Source organism: Kitasatospora sp. A2-31 (genome assembly GCF_022288725.1).
GTDB lineage: Bacteria > Actinomycetota > Actinomycetes > Streptomycetales > Streptomycetaceae > Kitasatospora.
In genome coordinates this window covers 253,046-272,929 of record NZ_JAKNTA010000007.1, presented here as the reverse complement: position 1 = coordinate 272,929, position 19,884 = coordinate 253,046, and the positions used below count along the sequence as shown (strand labels likewise).

Sequence of the window (19,884 nt, the reverse complement as noted above, 5' to 3'; positions counted from 1 at the left end):
ACGCGCGTCGCCGCGTTCGTCCTACTTCTTCTTGCGCTTCTCGCGCACCCGGACGGAGATCGAGATCGGCGTGCCCACGAAGCCGAACTCCTCCCGCAGGCGGCGCTCGATGAAGCGGCGGTAGCCGGCCTCCAGGAAGCCGGAGGCGAACAGCACGAAGCGCGGCGGACGGGTGCCCGCCTGGGTGCCGAAGAGGATGCGCGGCTGCTTGCCGCCGCGGATCGGGTGCGGGTGGGCGGCGACCAGCTCGCCGAGGAAGGCGTTCAGCCGCGCGGTCGGGATACGGGTCTCCCAGCCCTCCAGCGCGGTCTCGATCGCCGGGACGAGCTTCTCCATGTGCCGGCCGGTCTTGGCCGAGACATTCACCCGCGGCGCCCACTGGACCTGGACGAGGTCGCGCTCGATCTCGCGCTCCAGGTAGTAGCGGCGCTCCTCGTCCAGCTGGTCCCACTTGTTGTAGGCGATGACGACGGCGCGGCCGGCCTCCACGGCCATCGAGATGATCCGGGTGTCCTGCTCGGCCAGGGTCTCGCTGGCGTCGATCAGGACCACCGCGACCTCGGCCTTCTCCAGGGCGGAGGAGGTGCGCAGCGAGGCGTAGAAGTCGGCGCCGGCGGTCAGGTGGACCCGGCGGCGGATGCCGGCGGTGTCGACGAACTTCCAGGTCTTGCCGCCGAGTTCGATCATCTCGTCGACCGGGTCGCGGGTGGTGCCGGCCAGCTCGTTGACGACGACGCGCTCCTCGCCGGCGACCTTGTTGAGCAGGCTGGACTTGCCGACGTTCGGACGGCCGATCAGCGCGACGCGGCGCGGGCCGCCGGGGGCGGCGTCGCCGAAGGTCTGCGGCGGGGCCTCCGGCAGGGCGGCCATCACGGCGTCGAGCAGGTCGCCGGAGCCGCGGCCGTGCAGGGCGGAGACGGGGTAGGGCTCGCCGAGGCCGAGCGACCACAGGTAGGCGGCCTCGGCCTCGGTGGACGGGCCGTCGACCTTGTTGGCGCAGAGCACGGTCGGCTTGCCGGCCCGGCGGATGATCTTGATCAGGGCCTCGTCGGTGTCGGTCGCGCCGACGGTGGCGTCGACCACGAAGAGCACCGCGTCGGCGGTCTCGATGCCGAGCTCGGCCTGGGCGGCGACCATGGCGTCGATGCCGAGGACGTCGATCTCCCAGCCGCCGGTGTCGACGACCTTGAAGCGGCGGCCGTTCCAGGACGCCTCGTAGCTGACCCGGTCGCGGGTGACGCCCGGCTTGTCCTCGACGACGGCCTCACGGCGGCCGATGATGCGGTTCACTAGCGTCGACTTGCCGACGTTCGGGCGGCCGACGACGGCCAGCACCGGCAGCGGCGCGTGGCTGCCGTCGCCGAGGCCGTCGACATCCTCGAGGTCGAAGCCCTCCTCGGCGGCGATCGCCATGAACTCGGCGTACTCGGCGGCGTCCAGCTCGCCGTGGCCGGCGGTGGGGTGCTCTGCGGTCATGTTCGTGTTTTCCGTTTCCCGGCCCGGCCCTTCCCAGGGGCGCGCCGTGCGTACCTGCCCCGCTCGGGGCAGCGCGAGTACTGCGACGGGATGCCTCGGTGGCACCCCGCTTCCTGCATGGGGCCGGCCGGCCCTCGAAAGCCCGGACGAGCCGACCAGGGCGACCCGGCCGACCGGACCGACCGGACCGACCGGCCGAACGACCGGACCGGCTCCGGCTCCGACCGCGGCCGGACCTCCGTCCGATCACCGTCCGGAGAGGACCGGAGCGGGATCAGCCGGCCGACGGCATCAGACGGCCGACAGCCCGGCGCGCTCCTCCACGAGGGAGGCGATCGTGCCGATCACCTGCTCCAGGGTGAGCTCGCTGGTGTCGACCAGGACCGCGTCCGCGGCCTGGGTCAGCGGCGCCGTCTCCCGGGAGGAATCGGCGGCGTCGCGGCGGGCGAGGTCGGCGGCCATCGCGGTGATGGTCGCCTCGTCCACCCCCTTCGCCCGCAGCTCGGCGGCGCGGCGCTGGGCGCGGGCCGTCTCCGAGGCGGTGAGGAAGATCTTGACGGTGGCGTCCGGGAACACCACGGTGCCCATGTCCCGGCCCTCGGCGACGATGCCGCGCTCGGCTACGTCGGCGCAGCCGCGCTGCAGCTCCACCAGCCGGGTCCGCACCGCCGGCACCGCGGACACGGCGCTGACGTGCGCCGTCACCTCGGGGCCGCGGATCGGGCCGGACACGTCCTGGCCGTCCACGGTGATGGTCGGTCCCTCGGCGTCCGTTCCGGAGACGATCACCGGCTTGCCGCAGGCGACGGCCACGGCGTCGGCGTCGGTGACGTCCACGTCGTTGGTCAGCATCCACCAGGTCATCGCCCGGTACATGGCACCGGTGTCCAGGAAGCTGAGCCCCAGCCGGGCGGCGACCGCCCGCGAGACGGTCGACTTGCCGGAGCCGGAGGGTCCGTCGATGGCGACGACGACCGGGGCGTGCGCCTGGTCGGCAGTGTCCACGGGGCGAACCTCTCTCTGAAGCCTGGGGCCCGGACCCGCGCGACCTGATTCCGCGCAGCGTGAAACCCGGGGTTGTCTACCTCAAGGTTAATGGACCGGCGCGAAAGGCCGCCCCGCCCGGGGGCGGCCCCCGGCCCGGACCCCAGGGCGGACCCCAGGGCGGCCCCCGATCCGCGGCCCCGGTCCGGACCCCGGGCCGCGGCCCCGCCGCAGGCCGGGAGGGCCCCGGCCGGGTTCAGTCCCGGACGCTCCAGCCGCTCGCCCGCAGCGCCGCCGTCAGCGGCTTCACCGCGGCCGGGGCGACCGACAGCTGGACGAAGCCGACCTGCTGGCCGGTGGAGTGCTCTATGGCGACGTCCTCGATGTTCACGCCCACCGCCCCGACCTCGCCGAAGAGGCGGCCGAGCTCGCCGGGCTGGTCGCCGAGCACCACGGCCACCGTCTCGTACCGGGTGGGCGGTGCACCGTGCTTGCCGGGGATCCGGGCCTGGCCGGTGTTGCCGCGCCGCATGACGTCCGCGATCCCGGCCGCCCCGGCCCGGCGCTCGCCCTCCTCGGCGGTCTGGAGCGCCCGCAGCGCGGTGACGGTGTCACCCAGGTCTGCGGCGACCTCCTCCAGGATGTCGGCGACGGCGCCCGCGTTGGCGGAGAGGATGTCCACCCACATGCCGGGATTGGAGGCGGCGATGCGGGTCACGTCCCGGACGCCCTGGCCGGAGAGCCGTATGGCCGTCTCGTCGGCGTGCTCCAGCCGCGCGGCGACCAGCGACGAGACCAGCTGCGGGGCGTGCGAGACCAGGGCGACGGCGCGGTCGTGGGCGGCCGAGTCCATCACGATCGGCATCGCACCGCAGAGGGCGACCAGCTCCAGGACGGCGTTCAGCGTCTCCGTGTCGGTGTCGGGGGTGGGGGTGAGCACCCACGGCCGCCCCTCGAACAGGTCGGCGCGGGCGGCCAGCGGGCCGGAGCGCTCGCGCCCGGCCATCGGGTGGCTGCCGATGTAGTGGACGGTGTCGCAGCCCAGCGCGGCGATCTCCGCGCGCGGGCCGTCCTTCACGCTGGCGACGTCGGTGTACCAGCGGGCCAGGCCGCGCCGCTGGCAGTCCGCGAGGACCTTGCCGACCAGCGCGGGCGGCACGGCGATGATCGCCAGGTCCACCGGGCCGTCGGCGGGCTCGGTGGTGCCGGCGCCGAGCGAGGCGGCGGTCCGGGCCGCGTCCGGGTCGGCGTCCTCCAGATGGACGGTCAGCCCGCGTCCGGTCAGGGCGAGCGCGGCGGACGTCCCGATGAGTCCGGTACCGACGACGACGGCAGTGCGCATGGCGGGTTGGCTCTCCTCACGGCTGGCCTGGGCGTGCTCGCCCCATCCTCTCGCATCCCCGGCCCCGTCCCCACCGCCACCGTGACACCGCCATCGCCATCGCCACCGCCACCGCCACCGCGAGGTCACGCCGCAACCGCCGGGCCCACTGCCCCGTCCCCTCTCTCGACGACGACCACGACCACCTCACGACCGCAACCGCAACCGCACACCGCAATCGACCACAACCACGGTCACGACCACCGCGACGAGGGGCACGGAGACCACCACCACCGGGCCCGCGGCAGGACGCGGGCCGGAACGCACACGCCACGCAGGACGAAATCCAGCGACGCCCGCACCGAAGCGAGGCAGACTGACCGCTCAGGGGGCGGCAGCGCGCGATTCGGCGCGGGACAGCGCGAACGAAGGGGCAGGCCGGGTGAACGACCAGCACAGGGCAGAGAACAGGAAGCGATCGGACGGGCCCGAGGTACCGGCCCACCCGTCGGTGCTCGACTCCGTCGTGGTCTACGCCGCCGGCGCGGTCTGCCGCCGCCGGGCCCGGGTGGCGCTGCCGCCGAACGGCCGGCTCCGGCTGACCGGCCTGCCCCGCGTGCTCGACGGCCGGTCGCTGCGCGCCCGGGTGCTGGACGGACCACCTGGCACCGCCGTCACCGAGGCCCGCCTCGAACCGGTAGCCGAACTCCGCAGCCGCGACGAACTCCCGGAGCTGCGCCGTCGGCTGGACGAGGCGCGGGAGCACGAGCACGCCGTCCGCGAGCGGCACCGGCTGGCCCTGGCGACCATCGCCGAGACGGCCGCCCTGCGTGCGGTGCCGCCGCCGCGGCGCAAGGACGAGCCGCTGCGCCGGACGCCCGCCGACGCCTGGCTGGAGCTTGCCGAGTTCGTCGACGAGCGCCTCGACCGGCTCCAGCGGCGTGCCGAGGAACTGACCCGGGACCTGGAGGCCGCCGAGCACGAGTCCGCGGTGCTCGCCGACCGGCTGGAGCGCTCCTCCACCGCCGAGCCGGCCCACCCCGTCGACACCTCGGCCACCGTGCTGGTCACGCTCGCCAGCCCGGCCGCGACCGCCACCCCGGGTGCGGCCGCCGCTCCCGGCGGCAGCCCGGCCGACGGCAGTGCTCCGCTCCCCGGCACCGCGGCTCTCCCCGGCACCGAAGCCCTCCCGGATGCCGCCACCCCAGCCGACACCACCTCTGCCGACGGCACCCCCGCCAGCACCACCCCCGCCAGCACCACCCCCGCCGACGGCACCGCCGCCGACGCCGCCGCCGACGCCGCCGAGATCGAGCTCGAACTCGAGTACGGCGTCCCCGGCGCCCGCTGGGTACCCGCCTACCGCCTCTCCTACCACCAGGGCGCGGACACCGGGCAGCTGCTCCTGCGCGCCTCCGTCGCCCAGCGGACCGGCGAGGACTGGACCGGCGTCCGGCTCGCCCTCTCCACCGCCGACCTGGACCGGCGCACCGACCTCCCCAAGCTCCGCTCGCTGCGGATCGGCCGCAGCCAGCCGGTCCCGCCGCCGTCCGGCTGGCGCGAGACCCCGGGCGGCCTGGCCGACCTCTTCACCGGCTACGACGCGGCGGGCCCGCGGCCCGCGCCCGAGCGCCCGGCCGTGGCCACCGCCGTGGTCACGGCCGCGCCGCCCGCCCCCGTGACGGCCGCCGCCCCGCGGGCGGGCCACGCCCTGGACACCGAGGGACCGGACTTCCTGCAGGCCGGCTTCGCCGGGTACGGCGGGCCGCCGCCCCCGCAGCCCGGCGGCCCGCTGCCGCCGCCCGCCGTCGCGCCGGCGCCGGCCCCCGCCGCACCGCCGCCCCCCGCGCCGGCGGCTCCCGGCGGCGCCCCGGCGCGCGCCAGACGCGCCTCCCGCCCGGCGACGCGCCCCACCCTCGCCGCACCGGCCGGCGACGCCACCGCACACTTCGCCGGGTACGGCGGCCCCGGCGGGCCCGACGCCGGCGGAGCCGGTGCCGAACCCGCCGCCCAGCCTTCCGCCGAGCCGTTCGCGCCGCTCACTCCCGACGCCGCGCTGCTCGACTACCCGGCCCTCGTCCTGTCCGGCCCCGAGCAGCCGGCCGGCCGACGCGGCACGCTGCGAACGCCCACGGCCGGGCGGTCCACGCCGGCCCGGCAGCACTCGGCGAACGTCGCCCGTTCGGTGGCCGCCCTGCCGCTGCCCCGCCACGCCGTACCGCCGCGCGCCTCCGCGGGTTCCTTCGACCACCGCTTCGACGCCGCCGCACCCGCCGACATCCCGTCGGACGGCACCTGGCACACCGTCACCATCGGCGAGATCCCGCTGTCCGTCCGCCCTGAGTACGTCACCGTGCCCTCCGTCGAGGAGAAGGTCTACAGCACGGTCGTGCTCGCCAACCCGACCGCGCAGGCCGTGCTGGCCGGGCCGGTGGAGGTCACCGTCGACGGCGAGTTCCTGCTCACCGCCGCGCTGCCCACCCTCGCCCCCGGCGGCACCCGCCGGCTGGGCATCGGCGTGGCCGAGAGCATCGAGGTGGTGCGCCGCACCGAGCTGCGCGAGTCCACCGCCGGCATGCTCAACAACACCACCCTGCTCGACCACCGGGTGCACGTCGAGCTGGCGAACCGGCTCGGGCGGCCGGTCACCGTCGAGGTCCGCGAGCGGGTGCCGGTCGCCTCGGACGCGGACATCCGGATCGAGGAGCGCGCCGACTGGCAGGCGCCCGCGAGCCCCGCCCCGGAGTACCCGCCGGGTACCCGGCTGTGGCGCGTCGAGCTGCCGCCGGGCGGCCGGGCCGAGCTCGACGGCGACTTCCAGATCAGAATCCCGGCCGGCAAGGCCATCGTCGGCGGAAACCGGAGGAACTGAACGATGACCAGCACCACCGCCCCCCTCCCGGTCACCGCCGTCACCTGCCTGGAGGACCGCAGCCACGTCGAGCGCACCGCCACCGTCGAGCTCTCCGCCGGCGTCCAGCGGCTGCGCCTCGGACCGATCACCGCGCTCGCCGTCGACCGCACCCTGCGCGCCGAGGCGGACGCCACGGGCACCCGTGTCCTGGACGCCCGCATCGTGCGCGCCTGGACCCCACCCGCTCCCCGGGCGCCCGGCCCCGACGACTCCGAGCTGCGCCACCGGGTGCACGAACTCGAACGCCGGACCCGCCGCGAGGAGCAGCTGCGCGACCGCCTCCAGGCCAGGCTGGCGCTGCTCGCCCAGCTCTCCGCCGACCTGCTGCGCGAGGTCGGCGAGGGCGCCGGCGCCGGCGAGGTCGAACGGGCCCGCTGGACGCGCGAACTGGACCGGGTGGACGGCGAACGCGAGCGGTACGGCGAGGAGCTGCGCGCCGTCCGCTCCCGGCTGCGCCGGCTCGAGGAGGACGCCACCCGGGCCCGGATCGCGCTCGACCAGGCCGAGGAGGAGCCGGCCGAGCTCGTCGCCCACCTCGACCTCACCGTCGAGGCCGCCACCGCCGGACCGGCCCGGCTGACCGTCAGCCACCTGGTTCCGTGCGCCCTCTGGCGCCCCTCCTACCGGGCCACCCTGGTCGACGGCACCCTGCGGCTGGAGTCGGAGGCCGTGGTCTGGCAGCGCACCGGGGAGGACTGGACGGACGCCCGGCTCACCCTGTCCACGGCCCGATCCGCGCTGGCCACCGAACCGCCCGCGCTGGCCGAGGACCGGCTGACGCTGCGCGAGCGCAGCGCCGAGGAGCGCCGCACCGTCGAGGTCGAGCTGCGCGAGGAGGCGATCGGCACGCTCGGACCGTCCGGCGAGGTGCCCGGGGTGGACGACGGCGGCGAGGTCCGGGTGCTGCGCGCGCCCGCGCCGGCGTCGGTGCCCTCGGACGGCCGGGCGCACCGGGTGCCGCTGGGCGCCTTCACCGTGCCGGCCACCACCGAGTACGCCTGCGCGCCGGAGCTGTCCCCGCTGGTCACCCAGGTGGTGCGGTTCCGCAACGCGTCCGGGCACGCGCTGCTGGTCGGCCCGGTCGAACTGGTCCGCGGCAGCGGCTTCACCGGCCGCGGCGAGCTGCCGTTCACGGCGGCGGGCGCCGACGCCGAGCTGGCCTTCGGCAGCTCCGACGGCTACCGGGTGGTCCGCGAGGCCGAGGAGAGCCAGGCCACCACCGGTCTCAGCCAGCGCCAGGTGACCACCCGGACGGTCCGGCTGCACATCTCCCGCTTCTCCGGTCCGGAGGAGCAGGACGAGCAGCTGGTCGCGGTGCGCGAGCGGGTGCCGGTCTCCGAGGTGTCCGCGGTGGAGGTGCGGCTACGCAAGGAGGACTGCCGGCCGGCCCCCGACGCCTTCGACGCCGAGGGCATCGCCCGCTGGGACGTCCCGCTGGGTCCGGGCGCGCACCGCACCGTCACGCTGGTGTACGAGGTCTCCGCCTCCTCGAAGGTGGCCGGCCTGTGACGACGGCCCCGACCCCGACCGCGTCCCCGGCTCCGGCTCCGGCCCCGATTCCTCCGGCCCCGATTCCTCCGGCCGCGTCCGCGGCCACGGACGCGGCCGGGCGCAGCGGCCGGGCGTTCCGGCGGGACCGTCCGGCGACCCGCCGCCGTGACACCCGCTCAGTCCCGGACGTCCGCTCGGCTACCGGCTCGGGTACAACAGAACCATGATCCTGCACCTCGCCCCCCTGGACGACTGGCTGGCCGACCCCGGCCGGCCGTACGCCACCGCCTCGTTGCTCACCGACGGGTTCATCCACTGCTCGGCGGACGAACAGACGGCACTCGCGGTGGCCAACGCCTTCTTCGCCGACGCCCGCGAGCCGCTGATGGCGCTGCTGATCGAGGAGTCGCTGGTGGAGCCGATGGTCAAGTGGGAGGCGCCGCACGGCGCACCGCCGCCCGGGGCCACGCCCGGCGTGCTGTTCCCCCACATCTACGGGCGGCTGAACCGGTCCGCCGTGATCGGCCTGGAGAAGGTCGAGCGTGGCCCGGACGGCCGCTGGGCGAGCCTCACCCCCTGGAGCTGAGCCCGCGCGGGCAGCGCCACGGCCGGGGTGCCGGCGCCCACAGGTGTGCCAACGACGGCCGGGGGGGGCCGGCGAGGCGGCGGCCGGCGCTGCGGCGACGGCCGGGGTCAGAGCCAGCCGCGCTCCCGGGCCGCCATACCGGCCTGGAACCGGGTGGTGGCGCCCAGCTCGCGCATCAGGCTCTGCAGCCGGCGCTGGGTGGTCCGGGCGCTCCAGCCGAGCGAGCGGGCGATCGACTCGTCGGTGAGGCCGGCCGCGAGCAGGCCCAGCAGCTTGCGGTGGTCGGCCTCCGGCTCCAGCGCCTCCTCCCCCGCCCCGATCGCGGCCTGGAGCTGGACGGCGCGCTCCCACTCCGCCTCGAACAGCGTGTCCAGCGCCTGCAGCAGCGCGGACGGGTGGATGACGTAGGCGGCGTCGAGGACGCTGTCCCCCACACTGATCGGGATGATCGCCATCCGGTCGTCCGACATGATCATCTTCATCGGCAGCGCCGGCCGGACCCGCGCCTCCTCGCCGTCCGCGACGCCGACCAGGATGTTCTTCTCCAGCCGGCCCGGCCAGGCCACCGCCTCCCGGTCGTAGATGGTCCGGAACCGCAGCCCCTCCTTCATCCGCCGGCGCTGCAGCGGGATGTTGGCCACCGGGTCCTGGATGTACGGGGGGCAGTCGAAGCCGCGCACCTGGTACTGGCTGGTCTCGGTGATGTGCTCCAGCCGCTGGGCGATCGCCTCCCCGCCGGTCAGCACCTCGACCGAGTGCGCCGGGTCGGTGTAGCGCGAGGCCTCCCGGAAGGCGTCCATCAGACGGTGCATCTCGGCGCGGGCATGCCGCAGTTCGGACTCGCGGTGGCCGATCAGCGTGCCTATCGCGACGTCCGGGGCCACCGGCAGGAACCGGTGCCGGTCCACCGGGGCGCGGGTCGCCATGCCGTGCTGCGCCAGCCGGTCCAGAGCGCGCACGCTCTGCTGGAGGGTCAGCCCGCACGCGACCGCCAGGTCCTCCGCCGTCGACTGCGGATTGGCCACCAGCGCCGCGTAGACCCGTCCGTCCGGTGCGGCCAGTCCCAGTGCGCTGAGTGGTGCATCGGACACGACGCCGCTCCCCCGTCTCGCCTCCCGCCCGCGCCACCGTGGCGCACTCCCGCCACTCGGCGGGCCGCGGTCAGGTGGCAATCCTCGGCCACGGATCATCGCGCTGACAAGCCGGTGACCAGGCGATGCGTCCCGGCTCACAGCAGGACCCGCCGAACGGCGTGAGGGCCTCCCCGCCACTCGGCGGGGAGGCCCTTGTCACGCTTAGGCCCGAAGGCGCAGGCCGGTCCGGCGACTGCGCGACCGACCCGACCGGAGCGTCGGCCGGGCTACAGACCGACCTCGCGCATCAGCTGGCCGACCTCGGGGTTGGTCAGACGGCGCAGCCAGCCGGACTTCTGGTCGCCCAGGGCGATCGGGCCGAAGTGCGTGCGCACCAGCTTCTCGACCGGGAAGCCGGCCTCGGCCAGCATCCGGCGGACGATGTGCTTGCGGCCCTCGTGCAGGGTGACCTCGACGAGGTAGTTCTTGCCGACGTTGGAGACGACCTTGAAGCTGTCGGCCCGGGCGAACCCGTCCTCCAGCTCGATGCCCTGCGCGAGCTGCTTGCCCAGGTCGCGCGGGATCGGGCCCTGGATCGCGGCCAGGTAGGTCTTGGTCACGCCGTACCGCGGGTGGGTGAGGCGGTGGGCCAGCTCGCCGTGGTTGGTGAGCAGGATGATGCCCTCGGTCTCGGTGTCCAGACGGCCGACGTGGAACAGCCGCGTCTCGCGGTTGGTCACGTAGTCGCCGAGGCACTGGCGGCCGTCCGGGTCCTCCATGGTGGAGACCACGCCGGCCGGCTTGTTCAGCGCGAAGAACAGGTACGACTGGGTGGCGACGGTCAGGCCGTCCACCTTGATCTCGTCCTTCTGCGGGTCGACACGCTTGCCCTGCTCGGTGACGAGCTTGCCGTTGACCTCGACCCGGCCCTGCTCGATCAGCTCCTCGCAGGCGCGGCGGCTGCCGACGCCGGCGCGCGCCAGGACCTTCTGCAGGCGCTCGCCCTCGGGCTCGCCGAAGGTCTTGGGCAGCTTCACGGCCGGCTTGTCGTGCCGGGCGAGCACCGCGTCCTCGATCCGCGCCTGCAGCTCGCGCGAGCGCTGCGGCTGGCGGCGCGGGTCGCCCGGGGCGCCCTGGCCCTCACGGCGCGGGCGCGGGGCCGGGCCGGGGCGGCGCCCGGCGTAGCCGCCGCGGGCGGGGGTGGCGTTGGGGCCGCCGCCGTACTCGGGGCGGTCGTAGCGCCGCTCCTCGGGGCGCAGCGGGCGGTCCGGGTACCGGCGGTCGTCGCGCCGGTCGTCGCGCCGGTCGTACGAACCGCCGCGCGAGGAGCCCGAGCCGCCGCCGTACGAGCCGCCCCGCGGGGCGCCGGACCCGCCCCGGCCCGATCCGCCGCGGCCGGCGCCGCCGCCGCGCGAGGAACCGGATCCGCCGCCGTACGAGCCACCGCGGCCGGAGCCGCCCCCGTAGGAGCCGCCGCCCCGGCCCCCGCCCTGTCCGCCGCGACCGCTGCCGCCGCCGCTGCTGTTCCTGCCGTTGCCACTGCTACGCATCAAAGTGTCCGTACGTCGTTTTCCGTCTGGGCTGTGCGGTCGTTTCGGCCGACCTCACCGCCCCCTACCGATCAGGCGCAGCCCGATCGGCCTCGCCACTGCCGTCCGCGGCCTGCACGGCAGCGGCGGCGACCGCCTCCGCGATCATCGTGCCCTCCAGGGACTCCGCTTCCACGTCGTCGACCTCGGGCAGGAAGGGAGCGAGCTCCGGCAGCTCATCCAGGCCGCGGAGCCCCATCCGTTCCAGGAAGTAGTTCGTCGTCCGATACAGGATCGCACCTGTTTCGGGCTCGGATCCGGCCTCTTCCACCAGTCCTCGCTGTACCAGGGTACGCATCACGCCGTCACAGTTCACACCCCGGACGGCCGAGACCCGCGATCTGGACACCGGCTGACGGTAGGCGACGACGGCCAGGGTCTCCAGAGCGGCCTGGGTCAGCCGGGCCTGCTGGCCGTCCAGGACGAAGCGCTCGACGGCCGGCGCGCACTCGGCCCGGCTGTAGAACCGCCACCCTCCGGCCACCAGCCGCAGGTCGAAGCCCCGGCCCTGGGCGGTGTACTCGGCGGAGAGGTCGCGCAGCGCCGCCGTCACCTCCGCCCGGGGGCGCTCCAGCACGGACGCCAGGTGGCCCTCCGAGGCCGGCTCGTCGACGACCATCAGGATCGCCTCCAGCTCGGCCCTGAGCCCGGGTCCGGCCGGGCCGAAGCCCCCGCCCTCGCCCTCGCCCGTACCCGCGCTCTCGCCGGCCTGCGGCCCGAGTCCCGGCCCATCGCCCCGCTCGATGCCCTGCGCAGGGCCCGGCCGCCCGGCCGCCCTGCCCGCGGCACCGGCACGGGAGGTCGAAGGGGCCGACTTCTGGTGCACGACGAGCGGGTCCGCCACGGGCGCCGGAGCCGCCGTGCCCGCCACGGCCGCCACGGCCACCGGGCTCACCGCGGGCCGGACGGCCTGCGCCGCGCCGCTCGCCGGCTCACCCCCGACGGCCTCCGGCCCAGGCCCGGGCTCCGGCTCCGGCCCAGGCCCGGGTGCCGGCTCCGGCCCAGGCCCGGGCTCCGGCTCCGGCCCAGGCCCGGGCTCCGGCTCCGGCCCAGGCCCGGGTGCCGGCTCCTGCCCCGGCTCCGGCCGGTCCGCGCCGACCGGCACCACGCCGGGTGCCGGCTCCAGCCACTCCTCGGCGCGCGGCTGTCCGGGGACACCCAGCGGCCGCCGCGCCGGCCGCCCGCCGCCCTCGGCACCACCCGTCATCGCCGCTCCTCCTTCTTCTCCCGCTCCGCCCGGTCCACGGACTCGCCCGCGGGCCGGTCGAACTCGTCCGTCACCTCGACCGCGCCCCGGTCCGCCTCGGCCACCCAGCGGACCAGCAGCTCACCCAGCGCCTCCGGCTGGTCGAAGTCGAGCACCCGTTCGCGGTAGAGCTCCAGCAGGGCCAGGAACCGGGCGACCACCACCAGCGTGTCCGGCGCGTCCGCGACGAGCCGTTGGAAGGACGCCTCGCCCAGCTCGGTGAGCAGGTCGACGACCAGCCCGGCCTGCTCCCGCACGCTGACCGGGGGGGTGTGGATGTGGTCGACGTAGACCACCGGCTTCGGCTTCGGTGCCATGGCCCGGGCCGCCAGCTCCGCGAACCGCTCCGCGCCGATGCCGATCACGACCTCCGGCAGCAGCTGCGCGTGGTGCGGTTCCAGTCCGACGGTCCGCGGGCGCCGGAGCAGCTCGGCGGCCCAGCGCTCGCCGAACAGGGCGGCCGCCCGCTTGTACGCCCGGTACTGCAGCAGGCGGGCGAAGAGCAGGTCGCGCGCCTCCAGCAGGGCGAGGTCCTCCTCGTCCTCGACCTCGGCGGCGGGCAGCAGACGGGCGGCCTTGAGGTCGAGCAGGGTCGCGGCGACCACCAGGAACTCGGTCGCGGCGTCGAGGTCCCAGTCCGGGCCCATGGCCCGGATGTGCGCCATGAACTCGTCGGTGACGGTCGCCAGCGCCACCTCGGTGACGTCGAGCTTGTGCTTGGAGATCAGGCTGAGCAGCAGGTCGAAAGGGCCCTCGAAGTTCTGCAGCCGCACCCGGAAGCCGCCCCGCGACTCGTCGGTGCTCTCGACGGTCTCGGTGGCGGTGCCCCCGGGGACCGCCCCGACCGGGGCGGTCCCCGAGGGAGCTGCCCCCTCGGGGGCGGTCCCGACGGGGGCGGGCGGTTCCAGGCTGCTCGGCATGACGGTCCATCTTCACCCGGACCCGCCACCCGCCCCACGCCGGGGCCACCGCCACGCCGCGCCCGGCGCACCTGCGCCCGGCATCCGCGCCCGGCGCACCCGCGCCCTCACGGCTCCGCGCCCTGCGCCCAGATCCCGCGCCCCCGGACCCCGTACCCAGCCCCCGCAGCTCGGCACCCGGTCCCGGAGCGCCCCGGCGCCCCGGCGCGTCAGCGCCCGCGCAGCCGCCGGACCAGGATGCTCGCCTCGCCGCGCTGCTCCAGGTCGGCCAGCACCACGGCGATGGCCTCCCGGACGATCCGGCCGCGGTCCACCGCAAGGCCGTGCTCACCGCGCAGCACCAGTCGCGTGTGCTCCAGGTCCATCAGCTCTTCGGCCGAGACGTACACGGTGATCTTCTCGTCGTGCCGCTCCCGCCCGCTGGGACGGCGCGGTGCCCGGCCGCGCGGCCGGGGGCGCCCCGCGGCGCCCGCCTGTTCCTCGGCCGCGGCCGCGTGCTGGCGCGCAGCGGAGGCGGCGGTCCGGCTGCCCACGGCCTGCGCGGCACCCGCCACGCCACCGGCCGCACCGCCCGGCGCCCCGACGGCCCCGCCGCCCTGGGAAGCGCCCTGCGCGCCCCCGGCGCCCGTTCCGGCCCCGTGCGCGCCGCCCGGCTGCGCCGGAGCGGGCACCGTCGCGGCACCCGCGCCGCGGCGCTCCCGGGCCCTTCCGGGCCCGCCCGCGGCGTCCGTGCCCCCGGGGGCCCCGTCGACGGCCCCCTGGACGCCCTCGCCGTCCGTGCCGGCCGTGCCGTCCGCGCCGGTCCCGCCGACGGGACTGCCGCCGGCACCGTTGACGGTCCGCGCGGTCTCCGGTCTGGGCGCCTCGGCGGCCGGACGCGGCGCGAGGGACGGCGACAGCGCCATCCCCCCGGTGGTCCGGAACAGCTCGTCGGCACCCGGGAGACTCACTCGGCGGGGCGGCACCGGTCGAGCACCTCCCTGGCGAGCTGGCGGTAGGCGGCGGCACCGACCGAGTTGGTCGCGTACGTGGTGATCGGCTCGCCGGCGACGGTGGTCTCCGGGAAGCGCACGGTGCGCCCGATGACGGTGTGGAAGACGTGGTCGCCGAACGCCTCGACGACGCGTGCCAGCACCTCGCGGCTGTGCACGGTGCGCGAGTCGTACATGGTGGCGAGGATGCCGTCCAGGCGCAGCTCGGGGTTGAGGCGCTCGCAGACCTTCTCGATGGTCTCGGTGAGCAGCGCGACACCGCGCAGCGCGAAGAACTCGCACTCCAGCGGGACGATGACGCTGTGAGCGGCCGTCAGGGCATTGACCGTCAGCAGGCCCAGCGAGGGCTGGCAGTCGATGATGACGTAGTCGTAGTCGGGCAGCAGCGGCTTCAGGGCGCGCGCGAGGGCGGACTCCCGGGCCACCTCGCTGACCAGCTGCACCTCGGCGGCGGAGAGGTCGATGTTGGACGGCAGCAGGTCCATGCCCGGCACGGCCGTCTTCAGCAGCACCTCATCGGCCGTCAGGCCCCGCTCCATGAGCAGGTTGTAGACGGTGACGTCGAGCTCCATCGGGTTGACGCCGAGGCCGACCGAGAGGGCGCCCTGCGGGTCGAAGTCGACGAGGAGCACGCGGCGGCCGTACTCGGCCAGCGCCGCACCCAGGTTGATGGTCGACGTGGTCTTGCCGACGCCGCCCTTCTGGTTGCACATCGCGATGATCTGCGCGGGGCCGTGCTCGGCCACCGGCGCGGGGATCGGGAAGTACGGCAGCGGACGGCCGGTCGGGCCGACCCGCTCGCGGCGCTGGCGCGCGGCGTCGGGGGCCAGCGTGGCGGCGTACTCCGGGTCCGGCTCGTACTCGGCGTCCGGGTCGTCGTAGGCGCCGTAGGCGATCTCGCCGTAGGCCAGGCCGTAGGCCGGCAGGTCGGCGTCGTAGTCGGTCACCGTGGTCACCTGTGCTGTGTTCTGGCGTGCTTCGAAGGTACGGAGTGCGACCGAGCCGACCTCGGCCGAGCCCACGGTGGCCTGCCGGGCCCCGGACTCCTCACTCGGCTGGCCGGCGGTGTGCTCCGCCAGTCCTGGCTGACCACCCCCGGGAGCAAATGTCGACTCATTCACAAGTCGTCTTACCTCCTTGGGCATCCAGGACTCTATGTCGATTCGTCAGCGTGGCAGCATGCCGACGGTTTGCGACTCTAGGCCGTTCAAGGCGTTCGCAGCAACACAATCCACGGTAGTGGGCCGGATGTGTCGACTGCCGGGCGACCCTCTGTCAAGGGATGCGAGGGCTCTTGACCCTAACGTTTCTGCGGTCGGGTGACGCGACCCACAGAAATTGACGACAGAGCGACCCGCCGATGCAACCCCCTGTTCACGGGCATGGCGAAGCCCCCGACCCGGGAACGGGGTCCTCCGGCCCGCGGGCGGGCAGGAGGGAGGGTCGGGGGCCTGCGAACCACTCCCGGGGAGCTCCCGGGGAAGCGGCACGGCCGGGCCGGGTCCGGCGCCTGCGCGGCGCGGACCCGGCCCGGACCGGGGGTCGGACGTCAGGCGAGGACGCTCTCCAGGGAGACGGACTCCAGGCCGAAGGCCTCGGCGACGGCGCCGTAGGTGATCTGGCCCTCGTGCACGTTCAGGCCCTTGGCCAGCGCGGCGTCGCGGCGCAGCGCCTCCTTCCAACCACGGTTCGCCAGCTCGACGACGTACGGCAGCGTCGCGTTGGTGAGCGCGTAGGTGGAGGTGTTCGGAACGGCGCCCGGCATGTTGGCCACGCAGTAGAAGACCGAGTTGTGGACCTGGAAGGTCGGCTCGGCGTGCGTGGTCGCGTGCGAGTCCTCGAAGCAGCCGCCCTGGTCGATGGCGATGTCGACGAGCACGGAGCCCGGCTTCATGCGGGAGACCAGCTCGTTGGTGACGAGCTTGGGGGCCTTGGCGCCCGGGATCAGCACGGCGCCGATGACCAGGTCGGCGTCCAGGACGGCCTTCTCCAGCTCCAGCGAGTTGGAGGCGATGGCCTTGATCTTGGTGCCGAAGATCTTGTCGGCCTCGCGCAGCTTGTTGATGTCACGGTCGAGCAGGGTCACGTCGTAGCCCATGCCGATGGCGATGGTGGCCGCGTGCCAGCCGGAGACGCCACCGCCGATGACGACGGCCTTGGCCGGGTGGGTACCGGGCACGCCGCCGGGCAGCACGCCGCGGCCGCCGGCCGGGCGCATCAGGTGGTAGGAGCCGACCTGCGGGGCGAGACGGCCCGCGACCTCGGACATCGGGGCGAGCAGCGGCAGGGCGCCGTTGGCGAGCTGCACGGTCTCGTAGGCGATCGCGGTGGTGCCGGACGCGATCAGCGCGTCGGTGCCGGCGCGGTCGGCCGCCAGGTGCAGGTACGTGAAGAGGGTCTGGCCCTTGCGCAGACGGTGGTACTCCTCAGCGATGGGCTCCTTGACCTTCAGCAGCAGGTCGGCGGTGGCCCACACCTCGTCGGCGGTGGGGAGGATGGTGGCGCCGGCGGCCACGTACTCCTCGTTGGGGATCGAGGAGCCGAGACCGGCGTTGTCCTCGATGTAGACCTCGTGTCCGTTGCGGACCAGCTCATGCACGCCGGCGGGCGTGATGGCCACGCGGTACTCGTGGTTCTTGACCTCGCGGGGGATGCCGACCTTCACGGCTAAACACGTCCTCTTGCCATGGGGGTCCCTACCGGAGAAGACCGGCGGGCGACGCGCACGGGGGGAAGCCTCCGGGCAGAGCGGAGGCATGGATCGCTGCGCGACTGAGTTCGAGTGTAATGAAGCCCAGTCGGCGTGTCAGCCTTCCAAAGTGAATAAATCTGCGAGATGCATTGGCAGGTTCGTAGGCTTCCAAGACGATCTTCCCGCCAAAGCCGTCCCAACCGGGCATCTTCGACAATACTCCCGAACCGCTCGCTACCACCCGGCGTCGAGGCGTTCCCGCAGCTCGGCGAGGGCGGCCCCGACCGCCTGACGACCGCGCTCGTCGCCGAGGCGCCGCAGCACCCCGAGGGACGCCCGGTACTCCCGTTCGGCCTCGTCGAAACGGCGCTGCGCGGTGTGCGCCTCGGCCACCCGGGCGAGCAGCCGGGCCTCCGCCGCCTGGTCGCCCATCGACTGCCGCAGGCCGAGCGCCCGGCCGTACCAGTCGGCGGCGCGCACGGCGTCCCCGAGCGCCCGGTGGCAGCCGGCCGCGCCCTCCAGCGCCCGGGCGCAGAGCGCCTCGTCGTCGGCGGAGCGGGCGTGCTCCAGGGCGGCCCGGTAGTGCGCCGCCGCCTGCTCCCAACGGCCGGCCCCGGCCTGCAGGTCGCCCAGGTTGAGCAGGGCTGCGGAGGCGCGGCGGGGCTTGCCGTGCCGCTCGGCGACGGTCAGCACCAGCTCGTGCAGCTGGTAGAGGTCGGCGGGCGCGGCGGCGCCGGTCAGCGGCAGCGCCCTGAGCAGGGCGGTCACCAGCCGGCCGGCCGAACCGTCCAGGTCGCCCTGGCCGATCGCGTCGGCGACCGCGCCGAGCAGGACGTCGCGCTCGCCCAGCAGCCAGGCGCGGGCCTCGGCGGCCGAACGCAGCCGCAGCGGACCGGGCAGCGGCTCCGGACCGGGCCCGTCGGCGGGGTCGAGCAGCGCACGGGCGGAGTCGGTGAGCCGGACCAGCCGCTCCAGCAGCCGGGCCCGGGCCAGCTCGACCTCCGCGGGCCGGTCCTCGGCCTCGCGCAGCCGCACCAATCGGGCGTGGAGGCGGCCGGGCACCCGGTAGCGGGGGGTGCCGTCGGCGGCGGGCGGCTCCTCTGCGAGCAGCTCCCGCTCGGCGAGGGCGGCCAGCGTGGCGGCGGCCTCCGGCGCCGGGCAGCCGACCAGGGCGGAGGCGGTGCGCAGGTCGGCGGACTGGGCGGGAGCGAGAGTCAGGGCGCGCAGCATCCTGGCCTGGTGGGCGGGCAGCGTGCGGTAGAGGAGGGTGAAGGCGCCGATCAGCGGGTCGTTGTCGGGCACGGGCACGGGCTCGGCGGGCTCCGGCGCGGGCTTCACCCAGGCGGCCGGGTCGGTCGCCGGCCGGGCCGGGGCGGGCGCCTCGTTCCGTGCCGGCCCGGCGGGTGCCTGCTCCCCGGCGGCGGGCCCGCCCCCCGTGCCCGTCCCGGCCCCGCGACCGGCCCGGACCCCGGCCGCCGCGGCCCTGCCGGGCCGGCCCTTCCCGAGCGGCCCCTTCCGCACCGACGCCTCTCCTGCCGTCCCCGCTCCCGCCGTCCCCTTTCCTGCGGCACCGGCGGCACCCGCGGCACCGGCGGCACCGGCCCCGTCGACGACGACCGCCGCAGCCCCCGCAGCCCCCGCCGTCGTCGACGGCCCGGCGGCCGATCCCGCCGCAGGCCCCTTCCGGCCCGGGCCGCCCGTGGGCTTCCCGTCCGCCTCACGGACCGCCTCCGCCAGCTCCCGCGCCGCGTCCGTGACGGCCAGCTCCGGATTGCTCCTGAGCCACCCCGCCATCAACCGCAGTGCGGCCGGCCGGGAGGCGCAGGCCTCCGCGAGGTCGGCCCCACCGACCGGGTCACAGCTGATCCGGGTCCCGCCGACCAGGTCGCCCAGCAGTTCGGCGGCGGCCTGCCGGTCCAGGCCGCCGAGGATGACCGGGTCGATGTCCTCGATCCCGGTGAGCGGCCCGGCGGTGGTGGCCAGCACCAGGCAGCCGGGCTCGTCCGCGACCAGCGGCCAGACCTGCCCGGCGTCCCGGACGTCGTCCAGCAGCACCAGCACCTTCCGCCCGGCCAGGGCCTCCCGCAGGGCCACGCAGGCCGGCTCGTCCCGGCCGTCCTCGACCGCCCCGGGCAGCGGGACGCCGGCGCCGTCCGCACCGAGCTGCTCCAGCAGCCGGCGCGCGGCACGGGCGGGCGGCACCCGGCCGCCGTCCGGCGAGGAGAGGCGGGCGAACAGGATGCCGTCGGGGTAGTCGGCCGCGACCGTCACGGCGAACCGGACAGCCAGCGTGGTACGGCCGGAGCCCGGGCGGCCGGCCAGCACCAGCACCGGGCTGCGCCCGTCGGACGGCCGCACGGCGGCGGCCCGCAAGGCGGCCAGCTCCGCGCGGCGGCCGACCAGCAGCGAGGGCCCGACCGGCAGCCGGTCCAGTCCGGGAACGCCCGCGACGGGTGCGCCGGGGCCCGGGTCCATCGTCGCCGTCTTCCTCGCCACCCGTGCCACTCCCGACGTCACCCAGCGCTCAGCGGAGGCGGCCCGGGACGGGCGCCCTGTCTGCGAAGCGTAGTTCGACCGTCCGGCGCAGCCGACGTGACATC

At 75.6% G+C, this 19,884-nt stretch carries 14 protein-coding genes; 3 read left to right on the top strand and 11 right to left on the bottom strand.

The features are described 5' to 3' along the window. Positions 1–21: 21 nt before the first annotated feature. From der to MCM47_RS21425, 3 genes are all read right to left on the bottom strand, one after another. Entirely contained in the window at positions 22–1,476 is a 1,455-nt protein-coding gene (gene der / locus MCM47_RS21435) for a ribosome biogenesis GTPase Der (RefSeq protein ID WP_238863268.1), read from the bottom strand. Positions 1,477–1,767: 291 nt separating this feature from the next. Continuing rightward, entirely contained in the window at positions 1,768–2,481 is a 714-nt protein-coding gene (cmk, locus tag MCM47_RS21430) for a (d)CMP kinase (protein WP_238863267.1), read from the bottom strand. Between the two features lie 235 nt (positions 2,482–2,716). Then, positions 2,717–3,802, bottom strand: coding sequence for a prephenate dehydrogenase (locus tag MCM47_RS21425; protein WP_238863266.1), 1,086 nt, complete (start codon positions 3,800–3,802; stop codon positions 2,717–2,719). A 421-nt stretch (positions 3,803–4,223) separates the two neighbouring features. Here MCM47_RS21425 and MCM47_RS21420 point away from each other — a divergent pair, with 421 nt between their 5' ends. The 3 genes from MCM47_RS21420 to MCM47_RS21410 all read left to right on the top strand — a co-directional run bounded on the left by MCM47_RS21420 (position 4,224) and on the right by MCM47_RS21410 (position 8,772). Further along, the gene (locus MCM47_RS21420; protein WP_238863265.1) at positions 4,224–6,653 is read left to right on the top strand and encodes a DUF4139 domain-containing protein; all 2,430 of its coding nucleotides are present in this window, start codon (positions 4,224–4,226) and stop codon (positions 6,651–6,653) included. Positions 6,654–6,656: 3 nt separating this feature from the next. Further along, positions 6,657–8,204: a mucoidy inhibitor MuiA family protein gene (locus tag MCM47_RS21415; protein WP_238863264.1), complete on the top strand. Its 1,548-nt coding sequence runs from the start codon at positions 6,657–6,659 to the stop codon at positions 8,202–8,204. A gap of 205 nt (positions 8,205–8,409) precedes the next feature. Beyond that, positions 8,410–8,772, top strand: coding sequence for a DUF952 domain-containing protein (locus MCM47_RS21410; protein WP_238863263.1), 363 nt, complete (start codon positions 8,410–8,412; stop codon positions 8,770–8,772). Between the two features lie 107 nt (positions 8,773–8,879). On the opposite strand, the gene MCM47_RS21405 is transcribed toward MCM47_RS21410, so the two are convergent. From MCM47_RS21405 to MCM47_RS43345, 8 genes are all read right to left on the bottom strand, one after another. Further along, on the bottom strand, positions 8,880–9,863 hold the full coding sequence (locus tag MCM47_RS21405) for a helix-turn-helix domain-containing protein (protein WP_238863262.1): 984 nt from the start codon (positions 9,861–9,863) through the stop codon (positions 8,880–8,882). A 269-nt stretch (positions 9,864–10,132) separates the two neighbouring features. Further along, a complete protein-coding gene (locus MCM47_RS21400) occupies positions 10,133–11,395 on the bottom strand; it encodes a pseudouridine synthase (protein ID WP_238863261.1) in 1,263 nt (420 codons plus the stop codon). A gap of 64 nt (positions 11,396–11,459) precedes the next feature. Further along, positions 11,460–12,053, bottom strand: a complete 594-nt coding sequence (locus tag MCM47_RS21395; protein ID WP_238863440.1) for an SMC-Scp complex subunit ScpB — start codon at positions 12,051–12,053, stop codon at positions 11,460–11,462. A 584-nt stretch (positions 12,054–12,637) separates the two neighbouring features. Next, on the bottom strand, positions 12,638–13,600 hold the full coding sequence (locus MCM47_RS21390) for a ScpA family protein (RefSeq protein ID WP_238863260.1): 963 nt from the start codon (positions 13,598–13,600) through the stop codon (positions 12,638–12,640). Positions 13,601–13,809: 209 nt separating this feature from the next. Beyond that, a complete protein-coding gene (locus MCM47_RS21385; RefSeq protein WP_238863259.1) occupies positions 13,810–14,550 on the bottom strand; it encodes a hypothetical protein in 741 nt (246 codons plus the stop codon). Next, entirely contained in the window at positions 14,547–15,614 is a 1,068-nt protein-coding gene (locus tag MCM47_RS21380) for a ParA family protein (RefSeq protein ID WP_374209186.1), read from the bottom strand. The genes MCM47_RS21385 and MCM47_RS21380 overlap by 4 nt, the downstream gene beginning before the upstream one ends. A gap of 527 nt (positions 15,615–16,141) precedes the next feature. Further along, complete coding sequence (gene ald, locus MCM47_RS21375; RefSeq protein ID WP_238863257.1) at positions 16,142–17,257, bottom strand: alanine dehydrogenase; 1,116 nt, start codon at positions 17,255–17,257, stop codon at positions 16,142–16,144. Positions 17,258–17,518: 261 nt separating this feature from the next. After that, on the bottom strand, positions 17,519–19,780 hold the full coding sequence (locus MCM47_RS43345) for a tetratricopeptide repeat protein (protein WP_238863256.1): 2,262 nt from the start codon (positions 19,778–19,780) through the stop codon (positions 17,519–17,521). Positions 19,781–19,884 lie beyond the last annotated feature (104 nt).

Excerpts from the sequence above, each read along its gene's own strand:
- der (WP_238863268.1), bottom strand. The coding sequence starts at position 1,476 with ATGACCGCAGAGCACCCCACCGCCGGCCACGGCGAGCTGGACGCCGCC.
- MCM47_RS21425 (WP_238863266.1), bottom strand. The coding sequence starts at position 3,802 with ATGCGCACTGCCGTCGTCGTCGGTACCGGACTCATCGGGACGTCCGCC.
- MCM47_RS21415 (WP_238863264.1), top strand. The coding sequence starts at position 6,657 with ATGACCAGCACCACCGCCCCCCTCCCGGTCACCGCCGTCACCTGCCTG.
- MCM47_RS21410 (WP_238863263.1), top strand. The coding sequence starts at position 8,410 with ATGATCCTGCACCTCGCCCCCCTGGACGACTGGCTGGCCGACCCCGGC.
- MCM47_RS21400 (WP_238863261.1), bottom strand. The coding sequence starts at position 11,395 with ATGCGTAGCAGTGGCAACGGCAGGAACAGCAGCGGCGGCGGCAGCGGT.
- MCM47_RS21395 (WP_238863440.1), bottom strand. The coding sequence starts at position 12,053 with ATGGTCGTCGACGAGCCGGCCTCGGAGGGCCACCTGGCGTCCGTGCTG.
- MCM47_RS21390 (WP_238863260.1), bottom strand. The coding sequence starts at position 13,600 with ATGCCGAGCAGCCTGGAACCGCCCGCCCCCGTCGGGACCGCCCCCGAG.